Below are 16,299 nucleotides of genomic sequence, written 5' to 3' on the forward strand. Positions count from 1 at the left end.
TTTTGTGGTTACCGTGCCTCACCCGCGCGCGGCACGCCTGCGGGGCCCTCACCCCGCGCGGCGTGACCGCGCCAGCAGATTCAGGCCGCCAGTGCTTGTTTGTCGCCCGCCTTGGCCATTTCGCCCAACGCGCGTTTGTATTCGCTCGGGAACACCTTCACGAACTTGCGGCGTGCGCCGTCCCAGTCTTCGAGCAGCGCCTTTGCACGCGTGGAGCCCGTGTACTGGAAGTGACGCTCGATGAGCTCGCGCAGCTGTGCCTCGTCCGTCTGGCCGCGATGCCACAGACCCTGGCTCACCGTACGCTCCTGCTCGCCGTGCGGCAGCACCGGATCGAGCGCGACCATCGCCGTGTTGCACTTGGCGGCAAACGTGCCGTCAGCGTCGTACACGTAGGCCACACCGCCCGACATACCTGCCGAGAAGTTACGGCCGGTCTCGCCCAGCACGACCACCGTGCCACCCGTCATGTATTCGCAACCGTGGTCGCCCGTGCCTTCGACGACCGCCGTCGCGCCCGAGTTACGCACGCAGAAGCGCTCGCCGGCCACGCCGTTGAAGAACGCTTCGCCTTCGATGGCGCCGATCATCACGGTGTTACCCACGATGATGTTGTCTTCGGCATTGCCGCGGAAGTCGTTGGTCGGACGCACGATGATGCGGCCGCCCGACAGACCCTTGCCGACGTAGTCGTTACCGTCGCCCACGAGGTCCAGCGTGATGCCGCGTGCGAGGAACGCACCGAAGCTCTGACCCGCCGTGCCCTTGAGTTGCACGTGGATCGTGTCTTGCGGCAGACCTTCGTGACCGTAACGCTTGGCCACTTCGCCCGAGAGCATCGCGCCGACCGTACGGTTACGGTTACGCACCGGCTGGATGAACGAGACGTGCTCGCCCTTCTCCAGCGCCGGCATCGCTTTCTCGATCAGCGCGTGATCGAGTGCACCGGCCAGACCGTGGTCTTGCGTCTCGACATGCAGACGCGGCACGTCGGCTTCCATTTCCGGCAGGTGGAAGATGCGGCTGAAATCGAGTCCCTTCGCCTTCCAGTGCTCCACACCCGACTTGGTGTTGAGCAGATCGGCGCGACCGATCAGGTCGTCGAACTTCGCGATGCCCAGTTGCGCCATGATTTCGCGCACTTCCTCGGCCACGAAGAAGAAGTAATTGACGACGTGTTCCGGCTTGCCCTGGAATTTCTTGCGCAGCACCGGATCTTGCGTCGCGACGCCGACCGGGCAGGTGTTCAGATGGCACTTGCGCATCATGATGCAGCCCTCGACGACGAGCGGTGCCGTCGCGAAGCCGAATTCGTCTGCGCCGAGCAGCGCGCCGATCACCACGTCGCGGCCCGTCTTCATCTGACCGTCGGCCTGCACGCGGATACGACCACGCAGGCGGTTGAGCACCAGCGTCTGTTGCGTCTCGGCCAGGCCCAGTTCCCAAGGCGTTCCGGCGTACTTCACCGACGACAGCGGCGATGCACCCGTGCCGCCGTCGTGACCGGCGATCACCACGTGATCGGCCTTGGCCTTCGCGACACCGGCGGCCACCGTGCCCACGCCGACTTCCGACACGAGCTTCACCGAAATCGACGACGACGCGTTCACGTTCTTCAGATCGTGAATGAGCTGTGCCAGATCTTCGATCGAGTAGATGTCATGGTGCGGCGGCGGCGAGATCAGACCCACGCCCGGCACCGAGTAACGCAGCTTGCCGATGTACTCGGTCACCTTGTGACCCGGCAACTGACCGCCTTCGCCCGGCTTCGCGCCCTGCGCCATCTTGATCTGAATCTGATCGGCAGAGACCAGATAGTCCGCCGTCACGCCGAAGCGGCCCGACGCGACCTGCTTGATCTTCGAGCGCAGCGAGTCGCCGTCTTGCAGTTCGATATCGGTCTCGATGACGTCGCGGCCCACGATCGAGGCGAGCGATTCGCCCTTCTTGATCGGAATGCCCTTGAGTTCGTTGCGATAACGACGCGGGTCTTCGCCGCCTTCACCCGTGTTCGACTTGCCGCCGATACGGTTCATGGCAACGGCCAGCGTGGCGTGCGCTTCGGTCGAGATCGAACCGAGCGACATGGCACCCGTGGCGAAACGCGTGACGATGTCCTTCGCCGATTCCACCTGATCGAGCGGGATCGCGCGTTGCGGATCGACGCGGAACTCGAACAGACCGCGCAGCGTCATGTGACGCTTGCTCTGGTCGTTGATGAGGTTCGCGTATTCCTTGTACGTCTGGTACGAGTTCGAGCGGGTCGAATGCTGGAGCTTGGCGATGGCGTCCGGCGACCACATGTGGTCTTCACCGCGGATGCGGAACGCGTACTCGCCACCGGCGTCGAGCATGTTCGCAAGCACCGGGTTGTCGCCAAATGCGTCGCGATGCAGACGCACCGCCTCTTCGGCCACTTCGAAGATGCCGATACCGCCGACGTTCGACGCCGTGCCCTGGAAGTACTTCTGAATCAGGTCCTGCGACAGACCGATCGCTTCGAAAATCTGTGCACCCGTGTACGACATGTACGTCGAGATACCCATCTTCGACATGACCTTGTGCAGGCCCTTGCCGATGGCCTTCACGAAGTGCTTGATGGCCTTCTCGGGCGTCAGGTCGCCGCCTTGCTTGCGAGCGATCTGCGCGAGCGTTTCCATCGCGAGGTACGGGTGAACGGCTTCCGCGCCGTAGCCCGCGAGCAATGCGAAGTGGTGCACTTCACGTGCCGAACCCGTTTCGACCACGAGACCCGTGCTCGTACGCAGACCCTGAGCAACCAGATGCTGGTGCACAGCCGACGTGGCGAGCAACGCAGGCATGGCGACTTGTTCGCGGTTTGTCAGACGGTCCGAGACGATGAGGATGTTGTAGCCCGACTTCACGGCGTCGACGGCTTCCGCGCACAGCGATGCGAGGCGCGCTTCGATACCTTCCTTGCCCCATGCGACCGGGTAGCAGATGTTCAACTCGTACGAACGGAATTTGCCGCCGGTGTACTTGTCGATGTGACGGATCTTCGAGATTTCCTTGAAGTCCAGCACCGGCTGCGACACTTCGAGACGCATCGGCGGGTTGATGTTGTTCGTGTCGAGCAGGTTCGGCTTCGGGCCGATGAACGACACCAGCGACATCACCATGTTTTCGCGGATCGGGTCGATCGGCGGGTTCGTCACCTGCGCGAACAACTGACGGAAGTAGTGATAGAGCGTCTTGTTCTTGTTGCTCATGACCGCGAGCGGGCTGTCGTTGCCCATCGAGCCCGTGGCTTCTTCGCCGTTGATCGCCATCGGCGTCATCAGCAACTTCACGTCTTCCTGCGTGTAGCCGAACGCCTGTTGCAGATCGAGCAGCGGCGTGGCCGTGTCGTGATGCACACCGGCTTCCTCGACCTTGGAATCGATCTCGTCGAGCTTGATGCGCACGGCGTCGATCCAGCTCTTGTACGGCTTCGCGTTGGCGAGGTTGTCCTTGAGTTCCTTGTCGTCGATGATGCGCCCCTGATCCATGTCGATCAGGAACATCTTGCCCGGCTGCAGACGCCACTTCTTGACGATCTTCGACTCGGGGATCGGCAACACGCCCGACTCCGAGGCCAGGATGACGACGTCGTCGTCCGTGATCACGAAGCGCGCCGGACGCAGACCGTTACGGTCGAGCGTCGCGCCGATCTGACGGCCGTCGGTGAACGCGATGGCGGCGGGGCCGTCCCACGGCTCCATCATCGCAGCGTGATACTCGTAGAACGCGCGGCGGTTCTCGTCCATCAGCGTGTGCTGTTCCCAGGCTTCCGGGATCATCATCATCACGGCGTGGGCGAGCGGGTAGCCGGCCATCGTGAGCATTTCGAGGCAGTTGTCGAACGATGCCGTATCCGACTGGCCCGGGTAGATCAGCGGCCACAGCTTTTGCAGATCGTTGCCGAGCACGGCCGACGAGATCGCACCCGTGCGGGCGTTGATCCAGTTGACGTTGCCCTTCACGGTGTTGATTTCACCGTTGTGCGCGACCATGCGGTACGGGTGCGCCAGTTCCCATGCGGGGAACGTGTTCGTCGAGAAACGCTGGTGAACGAGCGCGAGTGCCGAGACGGTGCGCGGATCGGCCAGGTCGCGGTAGTAGCGGCCCACCTGATCGCACAGCAGCAGCCCCTTGTAGACGATCGTGCGCGCCGACATCGACGGCACGAAGTATTCCTTGCCGTGCTTGAGCTTGAGCGCCTGAATGCGGTGGCTGGCGGTCTTGCGGATGACGTACAGCTTACGCTCGAGGGCGTCCGTCACCATGATGTCCTGACCGCGACCGATGAAGATCTGACGGATGATCGGCTCGGTGGCCTTCACGTTGGGCGACATCGGCATGTCGCGATCGATCGCGACATCGCGCCAGCCCAGCACGACCTGACCTTCTGCCTTCACGGTGCGCTCGAGTTCCTGTTCGCAGGCCAGACGCGACGCGTGTTCCTTCGGCAGGAAGATCATGCCGACGCCGTATTCGCCAGCCGGCGGCAACGTCACGCCCTGCTTGGCCATCTCTTCGCGATAGAACTGGTCGGGGATCTGGAGCAGGATGCCTGCGCCGTCGCCCATCAGCGGGTCGGCGCCCACAGCGCCCCGGTGATCCAGGTTCTCGAGAATCTTCAGACCCTGTTCGACGATGGCGTGGCTCTTCACGCCCTTGATGTGTGCCACGAAGCCGACGCCGCAGGCATCGTGTTCGTTGGCCGGGTCGTACATGCCCTGTGCGTCCGGCGCCAAGTACGCCTCACCCGGCAGCGCTGCTGCCGTCGCAATCGGTTGCTGTTTCTTTTCCACGAGTTACACCGTCTCTTGGCGAGGCCGCCGCGCGCATGATCGTCGCGGTCGACCGGGTTAAGTGGGGTTGGCCGGGCGGGCCAGAACTGCGGATTCGCACGCGTCGAAGGTCGTTCTCGGGCGTCGCCACAGGGCGCCGACTCAGCGCGCACGGTTTTCCGCATCGCACCAATCGGCCGAAGTTGGAATATACGCCATGAAATTCACAATGACAAAAGAATTTAATGGGGTCAGATTCCAATTAAAAACCGCACCAAAAGAAGGCTTGATTTTATTGGGGTCAGATGGATTTCATGCGACGAAGATTTGACAGAAAAATCTTTAATTTCAACCGCTTGGAGAGCTTACTGGGGGAACGACAGGCCGGAACCGGCCTGTCGGATTCTTGCGTCAGGGGGCATTGGGTGCCGGTTTGCGGGGACGCCCGCGCGTGAGTGGACTCACCCGGCGATTCGCGGCGAGCGACATTCTCGCCTGATATTCGGGACCGCCGAGCAGCCATCCCTTCTGCGTCGCTGTACGCAGTGCGTCGACCTCATGCGCTGGCAGGGGGATCGAGAACCCCTCCGCGTAAGCGCGCTGACGCTCGAACGGCGTGTTGCCCAATTCCCAATAGAGCGCGTGGTCCGTCACGAGGCTATCGACCGTCAAACCGACGTGATGGTTGTAACTCGACCACAGGTAATTACCCGGGGCGTCGACCAGACCGGCACGAACGGGATTGAGCTCGACATAGCGGCTAGCGAGTAACAGATAGTGCTCCGCCTCGATCACCGTGGCGCGATATCGGCCCTCCCACAACGTGCCCGTGCGCTGATGGCGTCGGTTGAAATAAAGCACGTAATAGCGGCCAACCGCCTGCAACGTGGCGGGCAGACTTCGCTCGTCGGAGGGCGTCGCGACCAGATGCAGATGATTCGGCATCATGCACCAGGCGTGGATGGCCAGGCCGTTGGCACGTGCGGCGTCGCGCAGACGGTCGTGGAACACGCGCCGGTCCTCGTCGTCGACGAAGATAGCCTGTCGGTTATTGCCCCGCAGAATCACGTGCTGCGGCTGACGCGGAATGAAGAGTCTCGGTAATCGGGCCATGCTGATTCAAATGTAATGCTTTAAAGCTGGACATCACGATTTGCGAGAGAGTTTCAACATGAAAAATCTCTTTAAATACTGATATCTAGCTAAACCCCGTTGATTCGTACAAAAGTTCTAGATCCGACGATTGCGCACCGAAATCCCAAGCGCATAATGCATCGAAAAATAAATAAATAATCTTGGGAGGAAAGACAAATGACAACTCGGACCTATCGGTCCGCGGCGTGCTTATGCGCGCTCGGACTCGGCATTTCCCTGGCGTCCACCAGCGCCAGTGCACAACAAGCAGGCGATAACGTCGTCAACCTCGGCTGGTTCCACATCGCCCCGCAGGACTCCAGCAAACCGATGACCACCAGCGTCACTCAGGAGGGCCTCACCCCCACGCTCGTGCCATCGAACTTTACTTCACCCGGCAGCGGCGCGAAGGTCAGCAACGCCGACACTCTCGGGCTCGTCATCACGCACTTCTTTACCGACAACATCGCCTTGCAGACCGTGGCCGGCGTGCCAGCCAAGTTCAAGCTCACCGGACAAGGCGTGATTGCGCCACCGGGACTGGCCGGCGCGCTCACGAGTATCGACCTCGGCGCGGCGCAAAACAACCCGATTGTGCAAAGTGTGCGCCAGTGGAGCCCGGCGCTCGTGCTGCAGTACTACTTTGGACAAGCCAATTCGACGTGGCGCCCTTTTCTGGGTGTCGGTGTGAGTTATACGTTCTTCACGAACGTCAGCCTCAATCCGAATTTTGAAGCGGCGCTGAATCAGAATTTCGGCAGTGTGCTGTCTTTTACTTCCGGACATAACGGGCCGACGACGGTCGAAGCCAAATCGTCGGCGTCGTGGCAACCGGTTTTCAACGCCGGTGTTTCTTATGCATTCGACAAGCACTGGGTTGCCAGCGCGTCGGTCTCCTACCTGCCGCTCAAAACCACTGCGAACATCAAAATCAAGGCGCAGGACGGAACGGTACTCTCGTCGTCCGATGCCGAAATCAAGCTCAACCCGATTGTGACCTTCGTATCGGTCGGCTACAAGTTCTAAACCCAGCTGGCGGGACGCTAATTGCGTTCCGCTAGTTGCGGCCAGAATATCGGACTCCGCAGTTATTTCCGAAAGCGTGCTTGACGTATAAGGGCACGCTTTTCTTTCGTCCAGCGCTTTTTTCTAAGGGCATTCCATAGGTCGATGCGCGGATACAACACCTTTAGAGCGACACCTCCAGAGTCGCGCTATCCGCGAATTTGCACGGTCGGCATAATGGCCCTGAATTTCATTTAACGAAATTCTCGACAATAAAGAATCTTGAGCAGGAGACGAAATCGATGAAGTTGAAGCATTTGACGATTGCTGCCGCGGCTATGCTGACGGCATCGGGGGCCGCCTTCGCACAGCAAGCTGGGGATACGATGGTCAGCGCAGGCTGGTTCCATCTCTCGCCCCAGGTTTCGAGTGATCCGCTGCATGTGACTGGATCGAATGTCCCGGGACTGGCAAATCTGGTGAACAGCCGCCTGGGTAACACGGGTGCCAATGTCGATGACGCCGACACGCTCGGCCTCACGCTGACCCACTTCTTCACCGACAACATCGCCGTGGAAGGCGTGTTCGGCGTACCGCCGAAGTTCCGCCTGTATGGCACGGGCAACCTGGCGCTGCCGGGCGGAGGATCGCTGGCTTCGGCCAAGCAGTGGAGCCCGGCCATCTTGCTGAAGTACTACTTCGGTAAGGCGGGCGACACGTGGCGTCCGTTCCTCGGTATCGGTGCGAGCTACTTCTGGTACTCGAACATCGAACTGACGCCGGGCTTCCAGCAGCTGGCGAGCGCAAGCCTGACCGGCGGTGCCGGCGGCAACACGACGGCTAAACTGACCAACTCGTGGGCACCGGTGTTCAACGCAGGTATTAACTGGAACGTCGACAAGCACTGGACGCTGGCTTTCTCGGTGTCGTACATCCCGGTGAGCACGACGGCCAAGCTGACGACGACGCGCGGTCCGATCACGACGACCAGCGAAGCGAAGGTCAAGCTGAACCCGGTCGTGACGTTCCTGTCGCTCGGCTACCGCTTCTAAGTCGCCGCACGACGCAAGTTACACCGAGTCGCATCAAGCTGTACTGGAAACGCCGCCTTGTGCGGCGTTTTCGCATTTCAGGGCGCGACAATCACCATCTCAACGCATGTCAGCGTATTCCGACAGCATCTTCAGCCAAAGCGCCGCAACTTTCCTTTTCCCGAAACTGTCTTTCCAGGTGTACGCACGCAAGTGGGCGGGCCATAATGGCCGCTCGCCTCAGGGTTCCACCGACGTTCGTCCTCCCGGGTTTACCGGACGTCGCATTTCAATACCACCTCTTGGGAGTCTGAAAATGGGAATTGCCTCGAAAGCGGAAACGGCACTCAACAGCAGCATGGAAGACGCACGCTTTGCCGGTCGTCGTACGGCACGCGCCGCGCGGTTGGCGAGTGGTGATGTGTCGTCGCGAGTCCGCGATCTGCTCGATGATCTGGACCACGCACTGTCCAATGCCAAGTCGGCGTCGGATGTTGAAGCGCTTCGTGCGGAGATCGGCGATAAGCTGCGTCAGGCGCGCGACGACTTCGGCGATGCGCGTGCGAATCTGCGCCGTCGCGCCAATGAAGTCTGGGAAGAGGCCGATGGCTACGTGCACGAGCGCCCGTGGCAGACCGTCGGCACGGTGGCCGCAGCCGCACTGGTACTCGGCTTCATCCTCGGTCGCAGTTGAATCAGATGGCTGCATGACGGCGGCGCGGTCGCGAAAGCGCGCCGCCCTCCGGCGGTGTCCGACTCGACGGAATCAGCTTTGAAATCAAAACAGCCGGCAAGTGCCGGCTGTTTTTTTGTGCTTTCTGCTCGTCCCTCGTCGCCAGTTTCCGGCCTCGTTACCGAAAGCCTGCGAACATCCGACTTCCGTGACTCAAAGCGTCGGTTCGACGCTGAACAGTCTGCGGTATTCCTTAATCGCGTAGCGGTCGGTCATACCGGCCACATAGTGAGCAATCCAGCGCGGCTGATCTTCCGGATTCTCCGGACGGTAGTTCGGCGGCAACAGGCGTGGTTCGGAAATGAAGGCTTCGAACAACTCCTGCACGATGCGCTGCGCCTTGGCGGCCATTCGCATCACGAGATAGTGCCGGTAGAGGTTATCGAACAGGAACCGCTTGAGACTTCCCGCCTGTTCGCGCATCTCCGCGCTGAATGCGACGAGCGGTCCCGAAGCGCGCACGTCATCCATGGAGAACGGCGAGGCGTCGGCCACGCGTTGACGTGTCGTCGCAATCAGATCGACGATCAGCGCATTGATGATGCGTCGCGTCGTCTCATGCACCAGACGGCGACCGGAGATGTCCGGCCATGCGAGCTTGGCTTCCGTGCAGTAGCGGTGCCAGAGCGGCACCTCGTCGAGCTGCTCAAGCGTCAGCAGACCAGATCGCACACCGTCGTCGATGTCATGGTTGTTATAGGCGATCTCGTCGGCCAGATTCGCGATCTGCGCTTCGATGCCAGGCTGAAGTCCCTTGAGAAAGCGCTCGCCCAGTTCGCCAAGCCCGCGCGCATTCGCTCGCGAGCAGTGCTTCAGAATGCCTTCGCGCGTCTCGAAGCAGAGGTTCAACCCGTTAAAGCCGCCGTAGTGCTCTTCGAGTTCATCGACAACGATGAGACTCTGCAAGTTGTGCTCGAACCCGCCGTAGTCCTGCATGCAGGCATTCAGCGCGTCCTGCCCCGCGTGGCCGAACGGTGTATGGCCGAGATCGTGCGCTAACGCGACCGCTTCGACCAGATCCTCGTTGACGCGCAAATTTCGCGCGATCGACCGCCCGATCTGCGCCACTTCGAGACTGTGCGTGAGACGCGTGCGGAACAGATCGCCTTCGTGATTCACGAAGACCTGCGTTTTGTATTCGAGACGCCGAAATGCCGTCGAGTGGATAATGCGGTCGCGGTCGCGCTGGAACTCGGTGCGTGTCGTGGGGGCGCTTTCCGCAAAGCGCCGGCCACGTGACGCGGTGGAGCGCGCCGCGTAGGGGGCAAGCGACGCTTCGTAATCGATCATCGCCAGCCCTCCTGTCTCAGACGTTAGCGCGCAGCGTGGCGCGAAGTTCTGCGTCGGGCACGCTCGTCATGAACGCCTGCCCCAACCGGTTGAGCAGCACAAAGCGGATATCGCCGCCTTCCGCCTTCTTGTCGACACGCATCAGATCGATATACCGGTCCTCGCCGAGGTCCGGTCCCGTCACTGGCAGCCTGGCCGCCGCGACAAGCGCTTTGATTCGCTGCACCATCGCCTCGTCGATAAAGCCCAGACGCGCCGACAAGTCCGCCGCCATCACCATGCCGCAGCCCACGGCTTCGCCGTGCAGCCATTCGCCATAGCCCAGACCGGATTCGATCGCGTGACCGAACGTGTGACCGAAGTTGAGCGTGGCGCGCAGCCCCTGCTCGCGTTCGTCGCTGGCCACGACCTGCGCCTTGATTTCGCAAGAGCGTTGCACGGCATACGTCAGCGCCGCCGTGTCGCGACCGTTCAGAGCATCGATATTGGCTTCGATCCAGTCGAAGTACTTCTCATCTGCAATCGCGCCGTGCTTGATCACTTCGGCCATACCGGCCGCCAGCTCACGATCCGGCAACGTCGACAGCGTGCCGATATCGGCCAGCACGGCGCTCGGCTGCCAGAAGGCGCCGATCATGTTCTTGCCGAGCGGGTGATTGATGCCCGTCTTGCCGCCAACCGAAGAGTCAACCTGCGAAAGCAGCGTCGTCGGCACTTGAACGAAGGGCACGCCGCGCATATAACACGCGGCGGCGAACCCGGTCATGTCACCGACTACACCGCCGCCCAATGCGATCAGTGTGGCCTTGCGGTCCGCCTGCGCGCCGAGCAGTTCATCGAAGATCAGGTTGAGCGTCTGCCAGTTCTTGTAAGCCTCGCCATCGGGCAGCACCGCCTTCACCACGCGCTTGCCGAGACGTTGCAACGTCGCAGCCACCCGTTCCGCATAAAGCGGATCGACGGTCGTGTTGGTCACGATCACTGCATGCGTGCCGCGCACGTGCGGCGCAAACAGCGCGTCCTGCGTCAGCAGATCGGTGCCGATGTGAATGGGGTAGGCGCGCTCGCCAAGGTCGAGTTTCAGGGTAATCATGCCGTTTGTTGGCTTGTTGTCATGTTCTGCAAAATCGGGCAATGCGGTCCGTTCGGGCCACTATCAGCGAGGAAAGGTATCACGGCCAGGCGTCACAGGCGCGGTCGTGATCGCCTCGCCGGTGTCCACTTCATGCGTCGCGCCGACATCATCCGGAGGCAGCTGTTCCACTTCGGCATCGCCATGAGCGCTCTCCGAGGTGTCTGTCGCATCCGCTGCATCCGCCGCATCCAGCGCGTCCGTAGCGTCAGGCAATAGCGCTGCGTTGCTCGGTACGATGCCCGCCATTTCCAGTTGCATCAGCACCATGTTGACGAGCGCGTTGACGCTTGGCCGCCCGGTTTCGATGATGAACGTCGCGCATTCCCGGTAGAGCCCGTCGCGCTCCTGATACAACTGTTCGAGTCGCGCACGCGGATCTGCCGTTTGCAGCAACGGACGATTCTTGTCGCGACGCGTGCGTAACCAGAGATCGTGCGGATTAGCGCGCAGGTACACCACCGTGCCGCGCGATTTGATGTACTCGCGGTTTTCTGCGCGCAACACCGCGCCCCCGCCAGTGGCGAGCACGATTCCGCTGCGTTGGGTGAGTTCGTCGATGGTCTGGGTTTCGCGCTGACGAAAGCCGTCCTCGCCTTCGTGCTCGAAGATGACCGGAATGCGCACGCCCGTGCGCGCCTCGATCTCATGGTCGGAGTCATAGAACTGCCGTCCAAGACGTCGTGCCACTGCGCGTCCAACCGTGGTCTTGCCCGCCCCCATCAGTCCGACAAGTATTACGTTTTCCAGCATAAATCGCTGATATTTGGGTTCCAATCCCTGATGATACCGGTATCTGCGTCGGGCGTGCGGAACGCGTCGCCTCGGGGAACACCCCGAGAAGCCGGGGATGACCGGGTGGAAGGTCATCACGCAAGTCGTCCGACAGGGGCAGCGACGCCGCGCTGGCGCTCGTGCCGGGCACATCGGGAGCCCCGACCGCCGCCGCGCCGTCCGGCACGACGCTGGGCGTCAGGAACACCAGCAACTCCGTTCGCCGGTCCTCATTGGCGCGGTTACGGAAAAGTGCGCCCAGCACCGGCACGTCTCCCAGCCAGGGAACGCTTGCGCGGCTGTCCCGCTTTACCTCCTGGTAGATCCCACCGATCGCGACCGTCCCGCCGCTTTCGACTTGCACCTGGGTCCGAACATGCCGGGTATCGACGGCGAAGCCTTCTGCGACGGCCTGCCCCACGCTGTCCTTGCGCACATCCACATCCAATATCACTTGCCCGTCCGGCGTAATCAAGGGCGTGACCTCGAGTCTTAGGGTCGCCTTGCGGAACTGCACGGATGCCACGTTGCGTCGACCATTGCGCGTTTGATAAGGCAATTCTGTGCCTTGCTCGATGAGCGCCTGCACCTTGTCTGCCGTGACCACGCGCGGGCGGGAAACCATTCGCCCTCGCCCGCTGGTCTCCAGTGCGGAGAGCTCCAATTGCAGGAAGCGGCTTGCGGACCGGCCGAATAATGTGATCGCAAGACTCGGCGGCGCCACGCCCGCCAGCGCCGCCGCCGAAAGTCCGACATCCACCGCACTCCCGGGAACGCTCGTGTCGCCGCCCGTTGCGCGGGTGCCGCCGTTCGCGACGCGCCCGCCATCCGGCACATCAAACGATCCTGTATCCGACGTCGGACGCTTTTCACCGCCACGTTGCGCATTCGCACCGCCGTGTTGTCCCGCCAGCCGGACGCCGAGCGACTCGCTGAACCGGTCGTCGGCTTCGACGATGCGAGCTTCGATCAGCACCTGTCGAACGGGCACATCGATGCGCTCGATGAACGACGCCAGCGCATCGAGCCTCTCGGGCAGGTCGGTGACGAATAGCTGATTTGTCCTGGGATCCGCAATGAGACCGCCGCGCGCGGACAAGAGACGCTGCCCTTTGCTGTCCTTCTGTCCGAGAATGATCTCCCGCAACGCCTCGGCCCGTGGATAGTTCAGCCGGAACCGGCGCGCAGCCAGTGGCTGCAATGCCTCACGTTTCGCCGCAGCTTCCAGTTGCGTTCGCTCGTCGGCTAGCAGATCGGCACGCGGCGCAATCCAGTCGACGCCGTTCACGGATTGCACACCCAGGCCCGCGCTTCGGATCATGACGTCGAACGCCGTCGCGGCAGACACCCCTGTCACCTCCATATCGAGTCGCCCCGTGACGCGCTCGCCGATCGCCACACTCCGGCCGGTCAACCGCGCAAACACTCGCAGCGCGTCTGCAACTTCAGCACCGTGCAACACCACGTCCACCGTCGAAGGGTCGGAAGAGTCACGATTCGACAGCGCCTTACCCGGCAATGCCCCGTCATCGCTCCAGGTGGCCGACAGCCCGGCGGTTGCGGTCCGGCGCAACACGACGCGACGAGTACCTGCACGCATTGCCGCCACGGGCTCAGCATTCTCGACGGGCACCTGAGGCATCGATTGGGTCATGGTCACAGCATCTTGTGCAGACCGACGTGTCATGGGCGTGCGAAACACGTCGACGATGTCCGTCGGCATCTCCCATCGCGGTGGCGGTTCAGGCAGCGCAGGGAGCGCATTTGCTGTCGACCTGTCGAGCGACTCGGCGGGCTCGGCCGTGCGGCGCCAACGATATGCAGACACGGTGACGCTCAACGATGCTTCTGCGCTGTCGGGATGCGTTGCACCGCCAGTTGTGCCGGTTTGCATGCGAGGGCCGTCCAGCGAGAACTGCTCGACCGCCAGATGTCGTGGCAGCCGGTTGACCTCAGCAAGCCAGCCGAGCAAATTCGCGACCGTGCCTCGAACACGCAACTCAGCGCGCTCGGTTTCCAGTTCGCCGGATACTGCCGCCGGTCCTGGACGCGAAGACTCCAACGTCAGCCCGCTCCGAGAAACGAGTCGTTCAAGATCGGCGCGCCATGCTGCCAGAGCGTCGTCGTCAGCCTCGGGCGCGTCACTTGCACGCTTTGACAGGGTCGACGAAGCCGACGACTCACCTTCGGACGCCCCTGCAAACGCCTCAGCCCCCGGCTCGACGACGGGCAGCATGCGTTGCCATGTTCTGGTTTCCGCTCCTTCGTTCTGAAGTCGGCGCACGATCGACGGTAAACGGTCGGCAGCGTCCTTGGCACGCGCCAACATCTGCCGCTCGGCTTCGAGCCCCTGTTTCAGGGCCGCACGCGCCGGGAGATTCGTCAACCACCCAATCGACCACGCCAGGAAGAAGCCCGTCAGCACCGCAGAAATCGCGAGGCCCCACCGTACGCCCGGCGACCATTCGGTCGGTGAAATGGAAAGCCATGTCTCCCAGCGCGCCCGCCAACGCGCCTTCACTTCATGAAACATGTCGCGCACATCATCTGGAGGGTGATTTTCACCGTACATCGGGCACCTCCTCCGTCGTTTGGCCGTCGAGATCCGAAACACCGGCGAAGACGACGGGTGCTGGCACGGGTTTCAGCGCGATGCGCAGCGTAAAGCGACGAATGTTCAGTGCCCCGGCCTGTGTCTGCGCGTCCGCCCATTGGCGCCGGACGCTCTCCGGCACCACGCTCGATTCGACCTCGGTCACCTTGCGCACCCAGGGCAACGCACGCAGTCGCTTCTGCGTTTCGCGCACCCGCGATTGCGTCGTCGCATAGCCCTCGATTCGCAGATGCGCGTCGGCCATCTTCACCACCGACAACCGCACGCCATCGGCGCAGGCCCGCATGATGTCGAGCAGACGATCGGCCGCAGCAGGCCGACGCTCAACCAGCGCAACGACGGTCCTGCGGTGAGCCCGCAGTTGGGCGAGCTGTCGCCGCGTCATGTCGAACGCCGCCACCTCTCCGGCAAGCCTATCCTTCGTCGCGCGTAATGCCGTTTGCTGCGCCTGCATGTCGCGGCGCTGGTGACGGTCCCACGCAATGGGCACCAGCGAAGCCATGGCGCCGCACGCCGCCAGGCACACCCAGACTCGCCATTGCCGACGCATCTCGCGGCGTCGCCACTGTGCCAGCGTGGGAAGGAAATCGAGCGGCGGGAATGCCTGCGTCACCCGCATGCCACCCCCTGCATCGACATGGCTCGCAGTGCCAGCCCACAAGACACAGCGAGCGCCGCACGCGGCACGAACGTCTCCTGACGCTGTCCGGCAGGATCCGCACCCTCGAATGTCGCGAGCGGGTCGAAGGGATGTACAGCAACACCGCATGCGCTTGCGACTGCGTCACAGATCGCCACCAGTTCCGCCGGGCCAGCCCCTTGCGTCGCGACATCGATTACGCGCGGCGCGATCGGCAATGCTCGCGTCAGATCTCGAACCGCGCTTGCCAACGCCTCCGGGTGCCCGCGAACGCTGTCAAAGCGCTCACGAACATCCCCCACGCAAACCGCACCATCGAACACCGCCAGATCGAGTGTCTGGCCATCGATCTGCAATAGCGCGCCCGGCCCGCCTGTTCTATCTCTGCTGACAGAGGTTGCGGGCGCGAACGCCTCGTGGTCGTTGGATGCGGACGTTCGCTGGGCTGCACGTTGCGCCCACAGAAACGCGCGTCGCCCGGCCTGATGGGCGGCGTCAATGGCTTGTGCGCGTAGCCCTGACATTTCAAGCACAGCCATCCTGTCGTCCACCGGGGTCGCTTCGCAGGCATACAACCGCAGACGATGGCTGCCCGGTTCAGCCCACGCCACGCCAACACGGCTGCGCAAATTGGGGTCGCCGTCGCCGGGCAGCAAAAGCGCCGCACGACGCTGACACCACGCTCGTAGCGCGCGCGGAGGCAGGTCCGCAGGACAGTCGATCACCTGCGTTTTCAGTCCGTGCGACGGAAGCGCCAGCACGATGGCGTCACCCTGCAACGCCTCCGCCCGCGTGCCCAGACGTTCCAACAACTCCTCCAGGCGACGCGCCACGGCCTCCGGCTTGACGATCAGCGCGCCACGCAGCATGCCGTCTTCCAGCGCGGCGGCGCCATAGGCGTCCAGACGCAATCGGTCGCTCCCCGGTGTTCGCGTGATGCGAACGAATTGCATGCCATTAGCGTCGAAGTGGATTCCGCAACCGCCACCACCGCCGTTGCCCGGCCTCATCGCTGTCATCGCCGCCCACTGCTTTCCCATGTGACGCACCCCGCGCAAAACCGCTGCGATCATGACTTCCTCCTGCCTTTCGTCGTATCGATGCGATCGATGCTATCGGGCATGGCACAGCGGTCCAATCGGACGATTCCGAA

General features: G+C 62.4%; 10 protein-coding genes and 1 pseudogene. 3 read left to right on the forward strand and 8 right to left on the reverse strand.

Going from position 1 to position 16,299, the window contains the following annotated elements:
* Positions 1-80: 80 nt before the first annotated feature.
* Both NTU39_RS24855 and NTU39_RS24860 read right to left on the reverse strand, forming a co-directional pair.
* On the reverse strand, positions 81-4,814 hold the full coding sequence (locus NTU39_RS24855; RefSeq protein ID WP_373275338.1) for a glutamate synthase-related protein: 4,734 nt from the start codon (positions 4,812-4,814) through the stop codon (positions 81-83).
* Between the two features lie 390 nt (positions 4,815-5,204).
* The gene (locus tag NTU39_RS24860; protein WP_150666264.1) at positions 5,205-5,906 is read right to left on the reverse strand and encodes a transposase; all 702 of its coding nucleotides are present in this window, start codon (positions 5,904-5,906) and stop codon (positions 5,205-5,207) included.
* A 198-nt stretch (positions 5,907-6,104) separates the two neighbouring features.
* Here NTU39_RS24860 and NTU39_RS24865 point away from each other — a divergent pair, with 198 nt between their 5' ends.
* From NTU39_RS24865 to NTU39_RS24875, 3 genes are all read left to right on the forward strand, one after another.
* Positions 6,105-6,953: an OmpW/AlkL family protein gene (locus tag NTU39_RS24865; protein WP_150666265.1), complete on the forward strand. Its 849-nt coding sequence runs from the start codon at positions 6,105-6,107 to the stop codon at positions 6,951-6,953.
* A gap of 281 nt (positions 6,954-7,234) precedes the next feature.
* On the forward strand, positions 7,235-7,984 hold the full coding sequence (locus NTU39_RS24870) for an OmpW/AlkL family protein (protein WP_150666266.1): 750 nt from the start codon (positions 7,235-7,237) through the stop codon (positions 7,982-7,984).
* 295 nt (positions 7,985-8,279) lie between these two features.
* Positions 8,280-8,657 (forward strand): ElaB/YgaM/YqjD family protein, encoded by a 378-nt coding sequence (locus NTU39_RS24875; RefSeq protein ID WP_174985062.1) that lies wholly within the window; start codon positions 8,280-8,282, stop codon positions 8,655-8,657.
* 192 nt (positions 8,658-8,849) lie between these two features.
* On the opposite strand, the gene NTU39_RS24880 is transcribed toward NTU39_RS24875, so the two are convergent.
* From NTU39_RS24880 to pilM, 6 genes and pseudogenes are all read right to left on the reverse strand, one after another.
* A complete protein-coding gene (locus NTU39_RS24880; RefSeq protein WP_150666268.1) occupies positions 8,850-9,986 on the reverse strand; it encodes a deoxyguanosinetriphosphate triphosphohydrolase in 1,137 nt (378 codons plus the stop codon).
* Positions 9,987-10,002: 16 nt separating this feature from the next.
* The gene (aroB, locus tag NTU39_RS24885) at positions 10,003-11,079 is read right to left on the reverse strand and encodes a 3-dehydroquinate synthase (RefSeq protein WP_257958793.1); all 1,077 of its coding nucleotides are present in this window, start codon (positions 11,077-11,079) and stop codon (positions 10,003-10,005) included.
* Between the two features lie 273 nt (positions 11,080-11,352).
* A pseudogene (locus NTU39_RS24890) lies at positions 11,353-11,871 on the reverse strand (shikimate kinase); the annotation flags it as partial.
* The gene (pilQ, locus tag NTU39_RS24895) at positions 11,777-14,464 is read right to left on the reverse strand and encodes a type IV pilus secretin PilQ (RefSeq protein WP_257958794.1); all 2,688 of its coding nucleotides are present in this window, start codon (positions 14,462-14,464) and stop codon (positions 11,777-11,779) included. The pseudogene NTU39_RS24890 and the gene pilQ, both read right to left, overlap by 95 nt.
* On the reverse strand, positions 14,454-15,125 hold the full coding sequence (locus NTU39_RS24900) for a PilN domain-containing protein (protein ID WP_257958795.1): 672 nt from the start codon (positions 15,123-15,125) through the stop codon (positions 14,454-14,456). Before NTU39_RS24900 ends, pilQ begins: the two co-directional genes overlap by 11 nt.
* Positions 15,116-16,219: a pilus assembly protein PilM gene (gene pilM / locus NTU39_RS24905; RefSeq protein ID WP_257958796.1), complete on the reverse strand. Its 1,104-nt coding sequence runs from the start codon at positions 16,217-16,219 to the stop codon at positions 15,116-15,118. Before pilM ends, NTU39_RS24900 begins: the two co-directional genes overlap by 10 nt.
* Positions 16,220-16,299: the final 80 nt, after the last annotated feature.

Origin of the sequence: Pandoraea commovens, from assembly GCF_024704525.1 — a bacterium.
GTDB classification, from domain to species: domain Bacteria; phylum Pseudomonadota; class Gammaproteobacteria; order Burkholderiales; family Burkholderiaceae; genus Pandoraea; species Pandoraea commovens.